The 17,162-nt window shown below is 72.0% G+C and carries 19 protein-coding genes; 10 read left to right on the forward strand and 9 right to left on the reverse strand.

The annotated features are described in order from the left end of the window. Positions 1 to 97: 97 nt before the first annotated feature. Positions 98 to 727: an RNA polymerase sigma factor gene (locus tag OJ997_RS15330; protein ID WP_270026032.1), complete on the forward strand. Its 630-nt coding sequence runs from the start codon at positions 98 to 100 to the stop codon at positions 725 to 727. Here OJ997_RS15330 and OJ997_RS15335 read toward each other — a convergent pair. From OJ997_RS15335 to OJ997_RS15370, 8 genes are read right to left on the reverse strand one after another with little or no spacing between them, the layout of a single operon-like run. Next, positions 720 to 1,010 carry an acyl carrier protein gene (locus OJ997_RS15335; RefSeq protein WP_270026033.1) on the reverse strand — a complete coding sequence of 97 codons (291 nt, stop codon included), beginning with the start codon at positions 1,008 to 1,010 and terminating at the stop codon, positions 720 to 722. The two genes, OJ997_RS15330 and OJ997_RS15335, sit on opposite strands and share 8 nt — an antisense overlap. Then, a complete protein-coding gene (locus tag OJ997_RS15340) occupies positions 1,007 to 2,392 on the reverse strand; it encodes an aldehyde dehydrogenase family protein (protein ID WP_270026034.1) in 1,386 nt (461 codons plus the stop codon). The genes OJ997_RS15335 and OJ997_RS15340 overlap by 4 nt, the downstream gene beginning before the upstream one ends. Next, positions 2,392 to 3,453 (reverse strand): phenylacetate--CoA ligase family protein, encoded by a 1,062-nt coding sequence (locus OJ997_RS15345; RefSeq protein ID WP_270026035.1) that lies wholly within the window; start codon positions 3,451 to 3,453, stop codon positions 2,392 to 2,394. Before OJ997_RS15345 ends, OJ997_RS15340 begins: the two co-directional genes overlap by 1 nt. Further along, positions 3,450 to 4,841 (reverse strand): FAD-dependent oxidoreductase, encoded by a 1,392-nt coding sequence (locus OJ997_RS15350; protein ID WP_270026036.1) that lies wholly within the window; start codon positions 4,839 to 4,841, stop codon positions 3,450 to 3,452. The genes OJ997_RS15345 and OJ997_RS15350 overlap by 4 nt, the downstream gene beginning before the upstream one ends. Positions 4,842 to 4,867: 26 nt before the next feature. Further along, positions 4,868 to 5,242 (reverse strand): nuclear transport factor 2 family protein, encoded by a 375-nt coding sequence (locus tag OJ997_RS15355; RefSeq protein ID WP_270026037.1) that lies wholly within the window; start codon positions 5,240 to 5,242, stop codon positions 4,868 to 4,870. Positions 5,243 to 5,275: 33 nt separating this feature from the next. Next, positions 5,276 to 6,082 (reverse strand): hypothetical protein, encoded by an 807-nt coding sequence (locus OJ997_RS15360; RefSeq protein ID WP_270026038.1) that lies wholly within the window; start codon positions 6,080 to 6,082, stop codon positions 5,276 to 5,278. A gap of 48 nt (positions 6,083 to 6,130) precedes the next feature. Then, positions 6,131 to 7,624 carry an acyl-CoA carboxylase subunit beta gene (locus OJ997_RS15365; RefSeq protein ID WP_270026039.1) on the reverse strand — a complete coding sequence of 498 codons (1,494 nt, stop codon included), beginning with the start codon at positions 7,622 to 7,624 and terminating at the stop codon, positions 6,131 to 6,133. A 4-nt stretch (positions 7,625 to 7,628) separates the two neighbouring features. After that, a complete protein-coding gene (locus OJ997_RS15370; protein ID WP_270026040.1) occupies positions 7,629 to 8,207 on the reverse strand; it encodes an NAD(P)H-dependent oxidoreductase in 579 nt (192 codons plus the stop codon). A gap of 110 nt (positions 8,208 to 8,317) precedes the next feature. On the opposite strand from OJ997_RS15370, the gene OJ997_RS15375 reads away from it, so the two are divergent. The 7 genes from OJ997_RS15375 to phzG are packed head-to-tail and all read left to right on the forward strand — an operon-like array spanning position 8,318 to position 14,180. After that, positions 8,318 to 8,794: a PhzA/PhzB family protein gene (locus OJ997_RS15375; RefSeq protein WP_270026041.1), complete on the forward strand. Its 477-nt coding sequence runs from the start codon at positions 8,318 to 8,320 to the stop codon at positions 8,792 to 8,794. Between the two features lie 15 nt (positions 8,795 to 8,809). Beyond that, positions 8,810 to 10,000, forward strand: a complete 1,191-nt coding sequence (locus OJ997_RS37600) for a 3-deoxy-7-phosphoheptulonate synthase (RefSeq protein WP_270026042.1) — start codon at positions 8,810 to 8,812, stop codon at positions 9,998 to 10,000. Continuing rightward, the gene (locus OJ997_RS15385; RefSeq protein WP_270026043.1) at positions 9,997 to 10,620 is read left to right on the forward strand and encodes an isochorismatase family protein; all 624 of its coding nucleotides are present in this window, start codon (positions 9,997 to 9,999) and stop codon (positions 10,618 to 10,620) included. Before OJ997_RS37600 ends, OJ997_RS15385 begins: the two co-directional genes overlap by 4 nt. After that, positions 10,617 to 12,455 carry an anthranilate synthase family protein gene (locus OJ997_RS15390; RefSeq protein WP_270026044.1) on the forward strand — a complete coding sequence of 613 codons (1,839 nt, stop codon included), beginning with the start codon at positions 10,617 to 10,619 and terminating at the stop codon, positions 12,453 to 12,455. The genes OJ997_RS15385 and OJ997_RS15390 overlap by 4 nt, the downstream gene beginning before the upstream one ends. Beyond that, positions 12,452 to 12,709: a hypothetical protein gene (locus OJ997_RS15395; RefSeq protein WP_270026045.1), complete on the forward strand. Its 258-nt coding sequence runs from the start codon at positions 12,452 to 12,454 to the stop codon at positions 12,707 to 12,709. Before OJ997_RS15390 ends, OJ997_RS15395 begins: the two co-directional genes overlap by 4 nt. Further along, entirely contained in the window at positions 12,706 to 13,545 is an 840-nt protein-coding gene (locus tag OJ997_RS15400; RefSeq protein ID WP_270026046.1) for a PhzF family phenazine biosynthesis protein, read from the forward strand. The genes OJ997_RS15395 and OJ997_RS15400 overlap by 4 nt, the downstream gene beginning before the upstream one ends. Further along, positions 13,542 to 14,180, forward strand: coding sequence for a phenazine biosynthesis FMN-dependent oxidase PhzG (gene phzG / locus OJ997_RS15405; protein ID WP_270026047.1), 639 nt, complete (start codon positions 13,542 to 13,544; stop codon positions 14,178 to 14,180). The genes OJ997_RS15400 and phzG overlap by 4 nt, the downstream gene beginning before the upstream one ends. Here phzG and OJ997_RS15410 read toward each other — a convergent pair. Beyond that, positions 14,177 to 14,914 (reverse strand): hypothetical protein, encoded by a 738-nt coding sequence (locus OJ997_RS15410; RefSeq protein ID WP_270026048.1) that lies wholly within the window; start codon positions 14,912 to 14,914, stop codon positions 14,177 to 14,179. The genes phzG and OJ997_RS15410 overlap by 4 nt on opposite strands. A 141-nt stretch (positions 14,915 to 15,055) precedes the next feature. Here OJ997_RS15410 and OJ997_RS15415 point away from each other — a divergent pair, with 141 nt between their 5' ends. Both OJ997_RS15415 and OJ997_RS15420 read left to right on the forward strand, forming a co-directional pair. Next, entirely contained in the window at positions 15,056 to 16,021 is a 966-nt protein-coding gene (locus tag OJ997_RS15415; protein WP_270026049.1) for a dihydrodipicolinate synthase family protein, read from the forward strand. 126 nt (positions 16,022 to 16,147) lie between these two features. Further along, positions 16,148 to 17,140 (forward strand): TIR domain-containing protein, encoded by a 993-nt coding sequence (locus OJ997_RS15420; protein WP_270026050.1) that lies wholly within the window; start codon positions 16,148 to 16,150, stop codon positions 17,138 to 17,140. The last annotated feature ends 22 nt before the right edge of the window (positions 17,141 to 17,162 follow it).

The following is a 17,162-nucleotide window of genomic DNA, read 5'->3' on the forward strand; positions in this document are numbered from 1 at the left end:
TACAGGAACCGGTGCACGGAGGCGGAGGGAACGACGTGCGGTCGGTTCTCACGCCTGCTGGGAGAACGCCCCATCCCCCAGCCGGAGCCCCGTGCCCATGCTTCATCACGCCAGGCCCTACGTCGACGAGCTGCACTCAGAACGTGCCTCCCGTCGCGCGCTCCCCACCGACCCCGCCGAGCTCGAGCGCCTCGTCCGTGACGCGGCGGACGCCGACGACGCGGCGTGGAACACCCTCGTCCGCGGCTACGGACCGCGGCTGCACGCCGTCGCCCGCGCGCAGCGGGTCGGCAGCCACGACGCCGAGGACGTCGTCCAGATGACGTGGCTGAAGCTGTTCACGCACATCGGCACGGTGCGCGAGCCGGCCAAGCTCGGCGGCTACCTGCAGACGATCACGCGCCACACCACGTGGCGTCACGTGTCCGCGACCCGCCGTGAGCAGCTCGAGCCCGACGCGATCGACGCGGCGGTCGACGACCGCCAGCCCGGCCTCGAGGAGGGGCTCATCGCCGAGGAGCGCAGCGCGGTCCTGGCGGCGGCCCTGGAGTGCCTGCCCCCGCGCGAGAAGCGGCTGATGCAGATGCTCGTCCGCGAGCCCGAGCCGACCTACGCGGAGATCTCCGCCGAGCTCGGGATGCCGATCGGCAGCATCGGGCCGACCCGCGCCCGGTGCCTCGAGCGGTTGCGGCGTGACCCGCGGCTCGCGGCCGTCGCGCTCAGCTGACGAGTGGGCTCGTGGCGGCGGGCAATGCCGCCGCCACGAGCCGGACCAGGTGGTCGACCGTGACCAGCGCGAGGATGCGCCGGCCACGGTCGAACCAGCCCGTCGGATCGAGTTCGAGGCCGAGTGCGCGCTCCACCGCCCGCACGATCTCGAACAGCTCCTCACGGTCGGCGCCGTAGTCGTCGACCAGCGAGTTCTCCAGGCGCACCTCGTCCTCCAGCAGGCCGAGGTGGTCGCAGACCGCCGCTCGCACGGCGAGAAAGGGGCAGAGGAGTGCGCTCATGGCCGGCGGATCACGCTCTTGGTGCGCATCAGGAACTCAGCCAGGTAACCGTCGTGCGGCAGCTCGGGCGCCATGTGCAGGGTGCGCTCGTCGCCGACGTAGACGTTGGCGATCGTCGGCTCCTCCACGAGGGCGTCGACGAGCGCGTCATCGTCGGTGCAGACGGTGAGGACGAGCGTGTCGCGCAGCGCGGCGGCGCCGTCGGCGCGCGTCCAGGGCGCGACCCACACGCACGGGAACGGCAGCTCGCACGCCGCCTGCGGCGCGTCCGCGCGTTCCAGCTCATGCACGGCCGGCCGCAGCACCGCGCTGCCGTCGCCGAGCGCGTCGACGATCCCGTCGCCGCCGAGCCACGCCTTCGCGTTCGCCGCGGCCGCGTCCAGGTAGACGGCGAACGTCTTGGCGGTCGCCAGCGGCTGGACGGGCAGCACGGCGTCGGCGTGCTCGGGCGGGAGGCTCGGGAGCGCGCTCAGGCGCTCGGCGAGCGCGGCGCACAGCGGTGCCGGGTCGCCCTCGACGAGGACGGTCGTCGCGTTCACGCAGCCGACCCCGCCGTGCCCGGCGATCGAGTCCACGATCGTGTCCAGGTGCTCGCGCCAGTCGGCGTCGCGGGTGATCAGGAGCTTCGAGCGGCCCGGGCCCTGCGTGACGACGCGCGGGTCGCGGCCGTACTTGGCGACGACGTCGGCGCCACCGTAGGCGAGGCCGAGGTCGGCGCCGCGCACGATCGCGTCGGCGCCGTCGTGGTTGGTCGGCAGCAGCGCGACCTGGTCGTCGCCGAACCCGGCGGCGCGCAGCGCGAGGATCAGCCGGTGCGGCGTGAACGGCTCGCGCTGGGACGGCCGGACCGCCACGCGGTAGCCGAGCGCGAGCGCCTCCGGCCACAGGCTGTGGGCGCCCGGGTGGTTGCCGGCCGCGAGCACCGCGAACACGTCGCCGCGGCGCGTCCAGACGGCGCGGCCGCTGCGGGTGAGCGGGTCGCGCCAGTCCGTCACGGCCCCGGCGGGCCGCGCGTGCTGGACCGTGTAGTGGGCCAGGCGCAGGCGGTTCGCCAGCGTGCCGACGGTGTGCTCGACCGTCGTGATCGGGAGCCCGCCGACGCGGCTGACGGCGTACGCGTAGTCGGCGGGCGTGTGGCCGGCGATCGTCGCGTGCTCGAACAGGTCGGCGGCCTTCGTGAGCATGCCGACGCGCTCGTCGGCCGGGACCGTCGTGGCCTTGCGCAGCGCGGCCAGCGTGCGGTTCACGAACAGCGACGGCACGAGGCTCAGCTCCGCGACCACAGCGCCCGCCACGTCGGTGACGGGCAGCGGGATGTGGCTGACGAACAGGCCGTTGGCCCCGAGCGCCGGCAGGTCGACGGTGGGCGCGAGCGCCGTCACTAGTACACCCCTTCGATCACGGCTTCCCGCTCGAAGGTCATGACCGGACGGAGGTTCGCGACCGAGTCGCCGATCTGCCCCGGCGCGGCCGGGACGCGGATCGCGAGGTCGCGCTCGAGGTTGTTGGGCAGCAGGAACGACCGGCTGACGTGGCTGACCACGACCTGGCCGCGTTCGCCGTAGGCGACCGTGTCGCCGGTGTCCGGGTCGACGACGTCGAAGGTGACGTACGGGGCGAGCGGGTCGAAGACGCACGAGGTGCCGGCCGGCAGGTGCGGACGCTCGCTCGCGACGCCGAGCATCATCGTGCTGCCGTAGTTGCCGTGCAGCGCGACGCCCGGGAACACCTCGGTCTTGTAGAGCTCACGCGAGTCGGGGTCGAGCTGCGTGCCGCCCCAGCTGATCAGGCGCACCTTCTCGTTGACGAGCGCGACGAGGTCATCGCGTAGCGCCAGGCGCTCGAGCAGCGGCGGCGTGATCATCAGCACGCCGATGTCCTGCGTGCGCAGCACGTACTCGGCCTGCTCGATCAGGTGGTCGGCGTAGGCGCCGACGTCCGGGCCGCGGCCCTCCGCGATCAGCCGCTTGACCCAGCGCGGGTCGAGGTCGATCGTGAAGCCGTGGCCGCCGAAGCCGGCGGCGGAGCGGCGGAACAGCTCGCCGACGATGTGCGGCCCGGTGGGCACGACGCCCAGCCAGTCCTTGCCGGGCTCCAGGCCGTGTGCGGCGTAGTTCGCGCGCATCGCGGCGAGCATCCGGTCCAGCCAGTCGCGCATCAGCACGACGCGCTTGGGCGCGCCGGTCGTGCCGCCGCTGTCGAAGAAGCCGACCACGTCGGGGTTCGGGCCGTAGCCGCGCGGGATCAGGTCGGCGACGCGCACGTCGCGCAACTCGGCGGCCACGTTCGGGAACCGGCGCAGGTCCGCGTGGCTGCGCACGTCGGTGCGCGGGTCGAAGTCCAGCGTCGCGGCCCGCTCGAGCCAGAACGGCGAGCCGGTCTCGGGGTTGAAGTGCCACTCCATGGCGGCCTGGATGAACGTGTCGGGATCGGTCTCGGTCATCGGGTCTCCTCGGCGGCGTCGAGGCGCCGGACGGCGGGCACGGGGGCGCGGCGCCGGCGCCGGTTGGCGCGCAGCACGCGGCGGACGGTGGATGGGCGGAACAGCACGGTCGGCGGGGCGACGAGCCAGCACACCTGCATGAAGCGCTCCGCGACGGCCCAGTCGTCCTCGGCGGCGCGCAGGACGCGGCCGATGTAGGCGTTGGCGAGCCGCGCCGGCAGCGGCCGCGGGCCTTCGACCTCGGGCAGCGCCAGGTCGCCGCCGACGGCGAGCTGCCAGGCGATGTCGGTGCGCTTGATCGCGGTCTTGAAGTAGCGCCGCTCGAGCTTGCGCGGGCCGGCGGCGAGGCAGTCGCGGAGCGCGATCGCCTGCAACGCCGCGGTCGACATCCCCTGCCCGTAGGCGGGGTTGAAGCTGCACAGCGCGTCGCCGATCACGATCAGCCCGGTGGGCAGGCGCTTGACGCGGTCGTAGCGGCGCCGCACGCTGGCGCGGTAGCGGTGCGCGACCGGGTCGTCGAGCCACTCGGCGTCACGGACCGCGGCCATCGCGGAGTCCGGGAGCACGCCCTCGGCGAAGCGCAGGAACGCGTCGGGGTCCGTCGGCGGGTGGAAGCCCTTGTAGCCGATCAGGGTGAGGATGTGGTGGTCGTCCTCGGCGGCGAAGAACGTGCCGGTCGGACGGCCGGGTTCGGCGCCGACGATGATCACCTTCTCGCGGCCGAGCGCGCCCGGCCGCAGCCGCAGGTGGCGGCTGACGTAGCGGATGTCGACCTCGAGGCGCTCCTCGGGCGGCGCGGCGTAGCCCATCGCCGCCAGCCACTTGGCGGTGCGGCCGGTGCGGCCGGTGGCGTCGACGACGAGGTCGGCGGAGAGCCGCTCCTCCTCGGCCCCGGCGCGCTGGACGGTCGCGCCGGTCACGCAGTCTCCGTCGCGCTCGAGATTCACGAGCTTGCAGCGGTCGACGAGCTCGACGTTCGCCCGCTCGAGCAGCGCCGTGCGGATGCGCCACTCCAGGTACGGACGGCTGGGCTGGTAGCTCGGGGTGGGACGCTCGTAGGGGCCGTCGGAGCAGAGCTTGTGCCCGCCGGGTGCGAAAGAGAGCTCGTCGGGCTCGTGCAGCGTCGTGACGCCGTCGGGCTCGAAGGTCTCCAGCAGGCCCGGGAACAGCTCGTCGACGACGCGGGTGCCGGCGACCAGGAGGCCGTGGGCGTGGCGGCCCTGGGGCACGCCCTGGCGCGGATCCGCCGTGTCCTGGAGCGCGTCGCGCTCGATCACGGTCACCCGCGTGAACGCGTCCGCGAGCACGCGCGCGGCCAGCAGGCCCGCCATGCTCGCCCCGAGGACCACGGCATGCTCACCGATGGTTGTCTGTCGCTGTGTGCTCATGCCGTGGTCGCTCGCTCAGCCGGCGCTCAGGCGAAGACGGGGCCGAGGTCGATGAAGATGCGGTAGTCGTCGATGCGCTCCGGCCCGCGCCGGAGGATCGACACCGCGGGGACGGTGATCTGGCTGTCGTCGAGCCGGGTGTAGGTCACCTCGGACTCCACGATCAGCGTGTCGCCGTCCTCCCAGACCTCGACGGTCTCGTGCTGCAGGGCCTTGATCATCTGGAAGAACCCGGAGAGGCCCTCGACGACGGCCGCCGGCCCGAAGATCGGGTCCTGGCTGCCGATCCGCATCCGCGCGTTCTCCGACAGCCTGGAGGCGAACCCCTCGGCGTTCTTGGCGTCGATGTCGGCGAAGATGCCGCTGATGAACGTGTCCGTGTCGGACTTGAGGCTGGTCACGGTGTGCTCCTTGAGGTGAACTGCGTTTGACGGTTAAGCGGCGGCGGCCACGTCGGCGGCGATGCGGTAGTGCATCCACACGTGTGGCTCGCAGTAGTGGCCGCGATCGGCCTCGACGTCGAGCTCGACGGGCACGAGCCCGCCGGGCACCACGTAGCTGCCGCTCTGGGGGAACGACATGCCCGTCCACTGCTCCCACTGGGCGCGGGAGCCGGTGACGGTGGTCCAGGCCCGCGGGATCGCCACGGGCTCGGCGCCGAGCTGGTGATGGACCCGGATCCACGGGTCCTGCGACTTGCCGTCGCCGCGGCGCCACTGCACGTACGCCGCCATGTCGCTCAGCGGGTAGCGCGCCTTGTGGGTCGGGCGGATCGGCGCGAACAGGTCAGGGAGGCCGCGCTCGGCGGCGATCCCCGCCATCGTCATCAGCACCTGCCGGCTGCGTCCCTGGCCCTGGTGCTCGACGTGGACGACGGCCTGCAGCGCGCCGAGGGTGGTGGGCGGCAGCCCGGACGCACGCGTCGAGCGGGCGCGCTCGGCGAGTGCCGTCGCGCTGTCGGGCAGCGTGGCGACGTTGCCGTCCCAGCGGAACGGGACGCTGTTGCCGTGCGCGATGACGGCGCCCGAGTCGGGGTCCAGGAGCGCGAACTGGTACTCCGGGAACTCCGCGTAGATGCGCGGCCACTCGCGCTCGAACGCGCTGTGCAGCACGAAGGCCGGGTAGGCCTCCGAGTCGGCGGCGATCAGACCTTCGACGAGGTCGGGCCGCTCGGCCACCGTCACCACCCGGAAGGGAAGGTCACGGCGGCGCGACGTGAGGTTGGCTGTCTCTGGACTCATCACTTAACCAGAGACAACGTGAGTTTGAGGTAATACAAAGTTTCACCCTCAGGCGCGGTTGGTGTGAGCGCGCGGGTAGCCGGGCGCGATCGTCGCGAGCGCCCACGCCAAGCGTGAGCGCGTCTCGCCCGGGCGGATCACCTCGTCGACCGCCCCGAGCCGGGCCGCGGCCTGCGCGCCGAGGTGCTCGGCGGCGTAGCTCTCGGCCAGCCGGCGCTGCTCGGCGGCGGGGTCCGCGGCGGCGGCCAGCGCGCGCCGGTGCACGACGCCGACGGCCTGCTCAGCGCCCATGATCCCGAGCTCGGCGCGACTCCACGCGAGGTACAGGTCGGCCCCGAGGTCCTTGGAGTTCATCGTGATGTACGCGCCGCCGAAGGCCTTGCGCAGCACGACGGTGAACCGCGGGACGGTGGAGGCCGCGAACGCGTGCAGCAGCTCCGCGCCGTGGCGGATCACGCCGCGCGACTCCTGCGCGGAGCCGGGCAGGAACCCGGGCGTGTCCACAAGGACGACGAGCGGGATCCCGAACGCGTTGCAGGTGCGCACGAAGCGCGCGCCCTTCTGGGACGCGTCGGCGTCGATCACCCCGCCCAGGTGCTTGGGCTGGTTGGCGACGATGCCCACGGGACAGCCCTCGATCCGGGCGAAGGTGGTGACGAGGTTGGGCGCCCAGTCGACCGAGGACTCCAGCCGCGAGCCGGCGTCCACGATGCCGTCGATCGCCGCGCGCACGTCATAGGCGCGCCGGCTGTCGAGGGGGACGACGCCGCCGGGGTCCGGCCCACTGGGCTCGGCAGGCAGCGCGGTCGGGGGCGACTCCCACGCGTTCGCGGGTAAGTAGCTCAGCAGCTGGCGGACGAGGAAGATCGCGTCGATGTCGGTCGCGACGGTGAAGTGGCACACCCCGTTGCGCCCGTGCACCTTCGGCCCGCCGAGCTCCGCGGCGGTGACCTGCTCACCGGTCACCTCGCGCACGACCGCCGGGCCGGTGAGGAACATGCTCGCCGCCTCGGTCATCACCACGAAGTCGGTCAGCGCGGGCGAGTACGACCCGCCGCCGGCGGAGGTGCCGGTGATCACGGAGATCTGCGGCACCTGACCCGACAGCGCGACGTGCTCGGAGAAGATCCGCGCGTAGCCGTTGAGCGCCTCGAGCCCCTCCTGCATGCGCGCGCCGCCGGACTCCACGAAGCCGATCACCGGCACGCGGGTGCGGCGCGCGAGCTGCTGCACGCGCACGATCGTGTCGGCATGCTGGGCGCCGAGCGAGCCGCCGGCGTAGGCGGAGTCCTGCGCGAAGCCGAACACCGGGCGTCCTGCGATCCGCAGCGCGCCGCCGAGGACGCCGTCGCCCTCGCGCGCCTTCTCGCCCATCCGGATCGAGGTCACGCGCGAGCGGATCAGCTGGAGCGAGTTCTCGTCGCCCAGCAGGCGCAGGCGCTGCAGTGGCCGCAGCGCCTTCAGGTCGTCGCGGGGGATGTCGTCGGCGTCGGCGACGTGACCGTCGGCGATGGCGCTGAGGTCAGGGTGTGAGTCTTTCACTGTGTCATCCGGTCATGGCGGTGGGTGTGTCGTCGACGGAGGTCAACGCGGGCGCCACCGCCAGGCGGGCGGCGACGCTCACCGCGCGCTGCGCCTGGTAGCGGGCGGCGTCCAGCGCGAGCGGCCCGGGCTGTTGGCCCAGGCCGACGATGTGCGAGGCGCCGTGGGGGTTGCTCGACTGCAGGTGCACGGGCACCGGGATCGGCGCCGTGAAGCCGGGCGGGACGATGATCCCGCCCCAGTGGCTGAAGATCGTGGAGAAGTTGACCAGGGTCGTCTCCTGGCCGCCGTGCGTGCTGGCGCTGGCGACGAACGCGCCGTACACCTTCTCGGCGAGCTTGCCGGCGAGCCAGAGCTTGCCGGTGCCGTCGATGAAGCGGTTCAGCTCAGCCGCGATCGTGCCGTAGTGGCTGGGCGTGCCGAACAGGACGACGTCGGCCCACTCGAGGTCGGCGTTGGTGGCGTCGGCGACCGGCAGCAGCCGCACCTCGGCCCCGGCGTCGGTGGCACCCGCGGCGGCGGCTTCGGCGAGCGCCTGCACGTTGCCGGTCACGCTGTAGTAGATCACTGTCACTCGGGTCATCACCGAGCAGGAGACACCCGCCGCCAGCGCTGATACGAAACATCTCGGTATCACCGTCGCGCCGCCACGTCTCACCTGAGTTGCGTTCACTCAAAAGAAAGCTCAGGGCAATGGCCGTTGACACAGTGAAGTCCGCGGACGCGGTTCGCGATCACAACCGCGCGCTCGTCGCGCAGTACATGAACACCCGTGGCCAGGCGCGTCTGGAGCGCCATCTTCTGTTCACGGAAGACGGCGTCGGCGGGCTGTGGACGACCGAGAGCGGTGAGCCGATCGTCATCCGCGGGCGCGACCGCCTGGGCGAGCACGCCGTGTGGTCACTGCGCTGCTTCCCCGACTGGGTGTGGACCAACGTCGAGATCTTCGACACGCAGGACCCGGAGCGCTTCTGGGTGGAGTGTGACGGTGAAGGGCGGATCGTCTACCCCGGCTATCCCGAGGGTCACTACCGCAACCACTTCCTGCACGCGTTCGAGTTCGAGGGCGGGTTGATCAAGCGCCAGCGCGAGTTCATGAACCCGTGCCAGCAGTTCCGGGCGCTGGGACTCACCGTCCCCACCGTCCGCCGCGAGGGCATTCCCACCTAGGCACGGAGAGCAGCAGTGAGAACCCAAGCCGCAGACCTCATCGTCGACATCGAACGCTGCGAGGCGCTTCAGCAGCCCCTATGGGAGGACCACGGGCACGTCCGCCGGGTGCGGGCGATCCTCGCCGCCCGTCCCCCGCTGGTCGTCGCCGAGCAGGTGGACGCGCTGCGCGAGCTGCTGGCGCAGGTCGCCGCGGGCGAGGCGCTGGTCGTGCAGGCCGGTGACTGCTCGGAGGACCCGGCGGACAACACCGCCGCGATCGTGGCCCGCAAGGCCGCCGTCCTCGACCTGCTCGCCGGCACGCTCAAGCTCGCCACGCAGCAGCCCGTCGTGCGGGTGGGGCGGATCGCCGGCCAGTTCGCCAAGCCGCGCTCGAAGCCGTATGAGCAGGTGGGCGCGGTCGAGCTGCCCGCGTACCGCGGGCACATGGTCAACGACCCGGACCCGGAGCTGGGCCGGCAGGCCGACCCGCTGCGGATCCTGGCCGGCTACATGGCCGCCGGCGGGATGATGGAGCATCTCGGCTGGCGCGGCGCGGGCCGCCCGGGCCCGCGCATCGAGGCCCCGGTCTGGACCAGCCACGAGGCGCTGCTGCTCGACTACGAGCTGCCGATGATCCGGACGCTCGCCGACGGGCGCCGCTGGCTCTCCTCTACGCACTGGCCGTGGGTCGGCGACCGCACCCGCCAGCTCGACGGCGCCCACGTGGCGCTGCTGGCCGCGATCAGCAACCCGGTGGCGTGCAAGGTCGGCCCGAGCCTGGCCGCGGACGAGCTCGTCCGCCTGTGCGAGCGGCTCGATCCCCACCGCACGCCCGGCCGGCTGACGCTGATCGCGCGGATGGGCGCGGGCACGGTGCTCGAGCGGCTGCCTTCGCTGCTGGCGGCGGTGCGCCGCGCCGGGCACCCGGTGGTCTGGCTGTGCGACCCGATGCACGGGAACACGATCGCGACGCCGTCGGGCTTCAAGACCCGGCTGGTCGGCACGATCGCCCAGGAGGTCCGCGAGTTCCGGCAGGCCGTGGACGCGGCGGGCGCGGTCGCGGGCGGCCTGCATCTGGAGACCACGCCCGACGACGTCACCGAATGCGCCGACGACGCGTCCGCGCTCGGCTCGGTCGGCGAGCGCTACACGACGTTGTGCGACCCGCGGCTCACGCCGTGGCAGGCGGTCGCCGCGGTGTTGGCCTGGACGGCGGGCGCATGAGTGGCCTGCCGACGATCGCGCCGTACGCGCTCCCCACCCGCGAGCGCCTGCCGGAGAACCACGCCCGCTGGACGGTCGCGCCCGAGCGCGCGGTCCTGCTCGTCCACGACATGCAGGACTACTTCGTCCGCGCGCTGCCCGATCCGCTGCGCACGAGCGTCGTGGCCAACGCGGCGCGGCTGCGCGAGGGCTGCGCCGCGCGGGGCGTCAAGGTCGCGTACACCGCGCAGCCCGGCCGGATGAGCACGGGCCAGCGCGGGCTGCTGATGGACTTCTGGGGCGCGGGCATGCGGACCGACGCCGCCGACCGCGAGGTCGTCGGTCCGCTCGCCCCCGCCCCCGGTGACTGGCGGCTGGTCAAGTGGCGCTACAGCGCGTTCTTCCGGTCCGACCTCGGAGCGCGCATGCGCGCGTGCGGCCGCGACCAGCTGATCCTGTGTGGCGTCTACGCCCACGTCGGGCTGCTGGCCACGGCGCTGGAGGCGTTCGCCAACGACATCCAGGTGTTCCTGGTCGCCGACGCGGTCGGGGACTTCTCCGAGGCCGATCAGCAGCTCGCGCTCGACTACGTCGCCCGCCGCTGCGGCATGGTCCTCACCTGCGACGAGGTGCTCGGATGAGCGATCTGCTCGACCGGATCCTGGCGTTGGAGGAGGGTGCGTTCGCCGTGCTGCACCGCCCGCACAGCGGCTGCGCGGACACCGTCGACGTGCTCGCGGGCGACGCCGTCGAGCTGGCGTCGCTCGCCGACATCCCGCTCGCCGAGGACGTCCTCGGCCCCGGCCACGACGTGCTCGTGGTCGTCCCCTACCGCCAGATCTCCGAGCGCGGCTTCACCGCCCGCGACGACGGCGCGCCGCTGATCGCCATGGCCGTCGCCGACCAGCAGCAGCTCCCGCTCGGCGACGTCCTCACCCGCATCCCGGACGTGTCGACCGCGCTGCAGGGCGGCGCCTTCGACTGCGACGACGCCCGCTACGCCGCCACCGTGCGGCGCATCATCGCCGAGGAGATCGGCACCGGCGAGGGCGCGAACTTCGTGATCAAGCGCTCGTTCGTGGCCGACATCGGCGACTACTCGCCGCTCGGCGCCCTCGCGCTCTTCCGCCGGCTGCTGCTGCGCGAGCAGGGCGCGTACTGGACGTTCGTGATCCACACGGGTGAGCGGACCCTGGTCGGCGCCACGCCCGAGCGCCACATCACGCTCAACGGCGGGACCGCGGTGATGAACCCGATCAGCGGCACCTACCGCTACCCGGGCACCGGGCCGACGCTCGAGGGCGTCAGCGAGTTCCTCAGCGACACCAAGGAGGCCGACGAGCTGTACATGGTCGTCGACGAGGAGCTGAAGATGATGGCCCGCATCTGCGACTCCGGCGGCCGCGTGGTCGGCCCGTTCCTGCGGGAGATGGCGAGCCTCGCGCACACGGAGTACTTCATCGAGGGCGAGACCTCGATCGACGTGCGCGAGACCCTGCGCGAGACGATGTTCGCGCCGACCGTGACCGGCAGCCCGCTCGAGAGCGCGACGCGGGTCATCCACCGGCACGAGCCCGACGGGCGCGGCTACTACAGCGGCGTCGCGGCGCTGATCGGCCGGGACGCGGCGGGCGCGCGCACGCTGGACTCGGCGATCATGATCCGCACCGCAGACATCGACCCGGCCGGGCGGATGCGGCTGAGCGTCGGCGCGACGCTCGTGCGCCACTCCGACCCGGAGGCCGAGGTCGAGGAGACGCGCGCGAAGGCCGCGGGCATGCTGCGCACGTTCGAGCCGGTGAAGTTCTCCGAGCATCCGGACGTGCAGTCGGCGCTGCGGCGGCGCAACACGGGGATCGCGGGGTTCTGGCTCAACGGCGGGCGCGCGGCTTCGCGGGCGGTGCCGTCGCTGGCCACGCGCACGGCGCTCGTGATCGACGCCGAGGACACGTTCACCGCGATGCTCGACCACCAGCTGCGCTCGCTCGGCTTGACGGTCACGGTCCGGCGCTTCGACGAGCCGTACGCGCTCGACGGGCACGACCTCGTCGTGATGGGGCCCGGGCCGGGCGACCCGCGCGCGCTGCGTGATCCCAAGATCGCCCACCTGCACAAGGCGGTGGGCGTGCTGCTGGCCTCGCGCCGGCCGTTCCTGGCCGTCTGCCTCAGCCATCAGGTGCTGTCGCTGCGCCTCGGGCTGCCGCTCCTCCGGCGCGACGTGCCCAACCAGGGCGTGGCGCGGGAGATCGACCTGTTCGGCGAGCCGCGGCGAGTCGGCTTCTACAACACGTTCTGCGCGCGGAGCGACGCGCCGTGGGTGGGCGACGTCGAGGTCGCGCGCGACCCGGCGACCGGCGAGGTGCACGCGCTGCGCGGGCCGACGTTCGCGTCGATGCAGTTCCACCCTGAGTCGCTGCTCACGGTCGACGGGCCGAAGATCGTCGGCGCGTTGCTCGAGGGGGTGCTCGGGCGATGATCGTCGACATCGCGTTCTGGGACGTCGACGACGTGGACGCGCTGCACGCGGCGACCGCGGTCGAGGAATGGCGCGGGATCGACGGGCTGCGGCTGAAGCTGTGGATCGTGGACCGCGAACGCGGACGCTGGGGCGCGATCATGCTCTGGGACGGGGAGCGGCCGGCGTCGTTGCCGCCCAACCGCGCCGCGGAGCTGATCGGCCGTCCCGCCGATCACCGGCTGACGTTCGACGTCGCCGAGGTCGCGCCATGACCCGCGCCTACACCGTGGTGGACGCGTTCGCCCGCCGGCCGCTCGAGGGCAACCCGGTGGCCGTGTTCGTCGCGGCCGACGGGCTGAGCGGCGAGCTGATGCAGCGGATCGCGCGTGAGCTGAACCTGTCCGAGACGACGTTCGTGCTCGCCGCCGAGGGCGACGGAGACTTCCGCGTGCGGATCTTCACCCCGGTCAACGAGCTGCCGTTCGCCGGGCACCCGACGCTGGGCACGGTCGTCGCGCTGCAGGCGATCCACGGCTTCGATCGTGTGCGGTTGGAGACCGCGATGGGGCTCATCGCCTGCACGATCGACGGCGACCGTGTCGAGATGCGCCAGCCGCTCCCGACGTGGCGGGCGTTCGACGAGCCCGACGCGTTGCTCGCGGCGCTGGGCGTCGCGGCGTCCGTGACCCCGGTGGAGATCTACCGCAACGGTCCGCGCCACGTCTTCGTCGGCGTGGAGAGCGTGGACGCGCTGTCGGCGCTGCACCCGGATCACCGCGCGCTGTCGCGGTTCGAGGACGTGGCCGTGAACTGCTTCGCCGGTGCGGGCCAGGCGTGGCGCGCCCGGATGTTCTCGCCCGCATACGGCGTCGTCGAGGACGCCGCCACCGGCTCGGCCGCCGGCCCGCTCGCCGTCCACCTCGCCCGCCACGGCCTCGCGTCCTGGGGTGCCGATCACGAGATCGTCCAGGGCGTGGAGATCGGCCGCCGTTCCGTCATGCACGCGCGGGCCGAAGGTGCGGGCGACCGCGTGCTCGATGTCGCCGTCGGCGGCCACGCCGTCGTGGCCGGGCGCGGCGAGCTCTACCTCCAGGAGATCGCACGATGACCGCAGCGCGGTTCGAGACCCTCACCGCGGGGGTCGAGCTCGAGTTCCCCGAGTACGAGACGCCGCCGGCCGAGCCGCTCGGCCTGGTCCGTGCGTGGGTCGCGCGGGCGTGCGAGCTGGGCGTCCGCGAGCCCAAGGCGCTCGCGCTGGCCACCGCCGACGCGTTCGGCCGTCCCTCCAGCCGCATCGTCACGATCATCGCCATCACCGACGCGGGGCTGCTGTTCGCCAGCCACGCCTGCAGCCAGAAGGGCCGCGAGCTGTCCGTGAACCCGTGGGCCTCGGGCCTCCTCTACTGGCGCGAGACCGGCCAGCAGCTGATCGTCTCCGGCCCGGTCGTGCCGCTCTCCGGTGGGGAGTCCGACGACCTCTGGTTCGCCCGCCCGGTCGCCTTGCACCCCGCGACGACCGTCTCACGCCAGAGCGAGCCGCTGCACGACGTGGCGGCGATGCGCGCGGAGATCACCTCCCTCGAGCCGTGCGCCGCCCCGCTCCCCCGCCCGGAGCGCTTCACCGGCTACCGGCTCGAGCCGGCGACCGTCGAGTTCTGGTGCGCGAGCGGCGACCGCCTGCACCGGCGGCTGCAATACACGCGCGTGCGCGGCGGCTGGGAGACCACGCGCCTGCAGCCCTAGAGGCGGTCGGCGAAGAACTTCAGCACGAGCGGCGTCTTCTGCTCCTTGCCCTTGACCACCGTGATCTTGTGGCGCCTGAGCAGCTTGTCGAACGCGGCCTTCGCACGCGGCGCGTCCTTGCGGTCCGCCTTGATCGAGAGCTCGATGAAGCGCGTCGTGTCCGGCAGCGTCCACTCCTCCACGCACAGCGTGTACGGGAACCCGTCGAGCTTGTCGAGCTCCCACTTGCGCGCGTCGACCGGGCCGAGCACCTTCAGCTCGTCGAGCTTGACGCCCTTCGCGTACAGGTGCAGCAGCTTCTCCTGCTGGCTCGAGAAGAGCGCGCCGACGGGACGCCGGCCGGCCTCGACCGCCTCGGCGTGCCCGTGCTTCGGCGTGCCCTCGCCCTTCGCCGAGCACATCGGTCCTTTCCCGGAGACGTCGAGCTCGACGACCACGCCCTTGCCCTCCCGCCACGGCGCGTGCCGGTCGAGGCTCGCCGGCCGGACCTTGACGGTCGAGTCGTCGTCCTCGCCCTGCGTGACCCGGGCGCGCAGCACCAGCCCGGCGTTGAAGAGCTTGAGCTTGCGGGTGTCGTAGAAGTACACCTTGCGGCGCTTGGGTCGCCCGAGCACACCCCCGAAGAACTCGGGCACCTTGGCCTCGTCGGCGGTCTCGAGCGTGTACTTGAACTCGACCCCGTCGATGTCTTTCGAGAGATCGCGCAGGTCGATCGTTCCGGCAGTCGGGGACATGGTCCCTCCGTTCGCTGAGACAGCATCCTCCTGCAATCGGGCAACCGTGTGAAGGGCGGCTTCGGGTCGACAGTTGTCGCTTCAACACGCGGCATCTGTCGCTGGTCGTCACGCGGCGTGCGCGGCAAGCTCGTGGGACCTATGACCGCATCGATCTTCAACGGCACCCTCCCGGCGCTCATGACGCCCTGCAAGGAGGACCGCACGCCGGACTTCGACGCGCTCGTGCGCAAGGCGAAGGCCCTGATGGACCACGGCATGACCGCGATGATCTACGCCGGCTCGATGGGCGACTGGCCGCTGCTGACCGACGCCGAGCGCATGGAGGGCGTCGAGCGCCTCGTCGGCGCCGGCATCCCGGTCATCGTCGGCACCGGCGCGGTGAACACCCGCAGCGCCGTCGCCCTCGCCGCGCACGCGAACGAGGTCGGCGCCAACGGCCTCATGGTGATCCCGCGCGTGCTGTCGCGCGGCACCGTCCTGTCCGCGCAGAAGGCGCACTTCAGCGCGATCCTCTCCGCCGCCCCCGAGCTCGAAGCCGTCATCTACAACAGCCCGTACTACGGCTTCGCGACGCGCGCCGACCTGTTCTTCGCGCTGCGCAAGGAGCACGCCAACCTCGTCGGCTTCAAGGAGTTCGGCGGCGACGACGACCTCCGCTACGCCGCGGAGAACATCACCAGCGCCGGCGACGACGACGTCCTGCTCGCGATCGGCGTGGACACCGCCGTCTTCCACGGCTACGTCAACTGCGGCGCCGCCGGGGCGATCACCGGGATCGGCAACGTCCTCCCGGTGGAGGTGCTGCACCTCACCAACCTGTGTCTGGCGGCAGCCCGCGGGGAAGCGGAAGCACGTCAGCGCGCCTTGGAGCTCGAACAGGCGATGGGCGTGCTCTCGTCCTTCGACGTCGGCCCCGACCTCGTCCTGTACTTCAAGCACATGCTCGTCCTGCGCGGCGAGACCGAGTACACGCTGCACTTCAACGAGACCGACGAGCTCACCCCGAGCCAGCGCGGCTACGTCGAGAACCAGCTCGCGCTGTTCGACGCCTGGTACGCCGACTGGAGCCAGCTGCCCGGCGCGGTCCAGACCTACAAGCCCTGATGCACCTTTAGGAGCGAACCACTACTGGACACTTGCGGCGGTGAAGTCAAGTTGAGAGGCTTTCTCCGTGCACTCCCGTCGCAAGTCGAGTAGTGGTTGACCGTCAACCGGAGGTCTTCGCAGCGCGTGTTCATCGGCTCGTCGTCCCAATCGGGATTGCCGGTGGCTGACGAGCTCCAGGCGCTGCTCTCGCCCTATTGTCGGCCGACGATCTGGAATCAAGGCGTTTTCGTCCTAAGCCGGGGCACGCTCGAGGCGCTGGAGCACGCCGCCGACGACTACGACTTCGCCGTGTTGGTGATGGCGGCGGACGACGAGATCACGCAGGCCGGCAACACGATGCCGAGCGTCCGCGACAACGTCCTCTTCGAGCTCGGCCTGTTCACCGGAGCGCTGGGATCGCGTCGTACGTTCATGGTGTGGTGCCGCGATGATCCGCCCAAGATCCCGACCGACCTCGCCGGGATCACGGCGGCCACCTATCCCGCGCCTGGCCGCGACGACCTTGCCTCTGCGCTCGGCCCCGTAGCGCTGCAGATCCGAAAGGCCATGGACCTCGCCGGCCCGCGTCGACCGCTGCTGGTCGGCAAGGAACGGACGATCGAGGCGCTGCTGCAGCGAGACATCCGAGCACTCGGCAAAGAGCTCCGGATCAACGAGGATGACATCGGCGTGCATCTCTGGCTGCTCGACGAAGACGCACGACCGCCGGTCATGCAGCGTGTGCTGCGGGTCAACAGCTCGTCCGCGCCCGCGACGGCTTCGTTCTCGTCCTGGAGGCAAGGCCGGGGTCTCGTCGGAACCGCGTGGGAGCAGGACGACGACGTCTGGGCCGATCTCGGCGCCGCGCCTCTGGCCGGGCTCAGCCGGGCCGATTTCGAAGCGTTGCCGGCGGCGGATCAGCTCGGCATGGACTGGGAGATCTACGAGCGGAGCCGCCGGTACTTCAGGCTCGTTTACGCCGTTCCGATGCAGGACCGTACGTTCACTCCCGTCGGCACGTTGAGCGTGAACATCGATCGTGACGTCACCGCACCACAGCACGAGCTGGTCAAGACCGTCCGCAGTGCTGCCAGAGGCATGGCGCATACGTGCCGGCTGGTCCTCGACCTCGCCTGATTGGCTCATCGGCCGTCGGACC

It is taken from the genome of Solirubrobacter phytolaccae (genome assembly GCF_027587195.1).
Classification (GTDB): Bacteria; Actinomycetota; Thermoleophilia; order Solirubrobacterales; family Solirubrobacteraceae; genus Solirubrobacter; species Solirubrobacter phytolaccae.

Excerpts from the sequence above, each read along its gene's own strand:
- OJ997_RS15330 (WP_270026032.1), top strand. The coding sequence starts at position 98 with ATGCTTCATCACGCCAGGCCCTACGTCGACGAGCTGCACTCAGAACGT.
- OJ997_RS15335 (WP_270026033.1), bottom strand. The coding sequence starts at position 1,010 with ATGAGCGCACTCCTCTGCCCCTTTCTCGCCGTGCGAGCGGCGGTCTGC.
- OJ997_RS15345 (WP_270026035.1), bottom strand. The coding sequence starts at position 3,453 with ATGACCGAGACCGATCCCGACACGTTCATCCAGGCCGCCATGGAGTGG.
- OJ997_RS15350 (WP_270026036.1), bottom strand. The coding sequence starts at position 4,841 with ATGAGCACACAGCGACAGACAACCATCGGTGAGCATGCCGTGGTCCTC.
- OJ997_RS15360 (WP_270026038.1), bottom strand. The coding sequence starts at position 6,082 with ATGAGTCCAGAGACAGCCAACCTCACGTCGCGCCGCCGTGACCTTCCC.
- OJ997_RS15370 (WP_270026040.1), bottom strand. The coding sequence starts at position 8,207 with ATGACCCGAGTGACAGTGATCTACTACAGCGTGACCGGCAACGTGCAG.
- OJ997_RS15375 (WP_270026041.1), top strand. The coding sequence starts at position 8,318 with ATGGCCGTTGACACAGTGAAGTCCGCGGACGCGGTTCGCGATCACAAC.
- OJ997_RS15385 (WP_270026043.1), top strand. The coding sequence starts at position 9,997 with ATGAGTGGCCTGCCGACGATCGCGCCGTACGCGCTCCCCACCCGCGAG.
- OJ997_RS15390 (WP_270026044.1), top strand. The coding sequence starts at position 10,617 with ATGAGCGATCTGCTCGACCGGATCCTGGCGTTGGAGGAGGGTGCGTTC.
- OJ997_RS15395 (WP_270026045.1), top strand. The coding sequence starts at position 12,452 with ATGATCGTCGACATCGCGTTCTGGGACGTCGACGACGTGGACGCGCTG.
- OJ997_RS15400 (WP_270026046.1), top strand. The coding sequence starts at position 12,706 with ATGACCCGCGCCTACACCGTGGTGGACGCGTTCGCCCGCCGGCCGCTC.
- phzG (WP_270026047.1), top strand. The coding sequence starts at position 13,542 with ATGACCGCAGCGCGGTTCGAGACCCTCACCGCGGGGGTCGAGCTCGAG.
- OJ997_RS15410 (WP_270026048.1), bottom strand. The coding sequence starts at position 14,914 with ATGTCCCCGACTGCCGGAACGATCGACCTGCGCGATCTCTCGAAAGAC.
- OJ997_RS15415 (WP_270026049.1), top strand. The coding sequence starts at position 15,056 with ATGACCGCATCGATCTTCAACGGCACCCTCCCGGCGCTCATGACGCCC.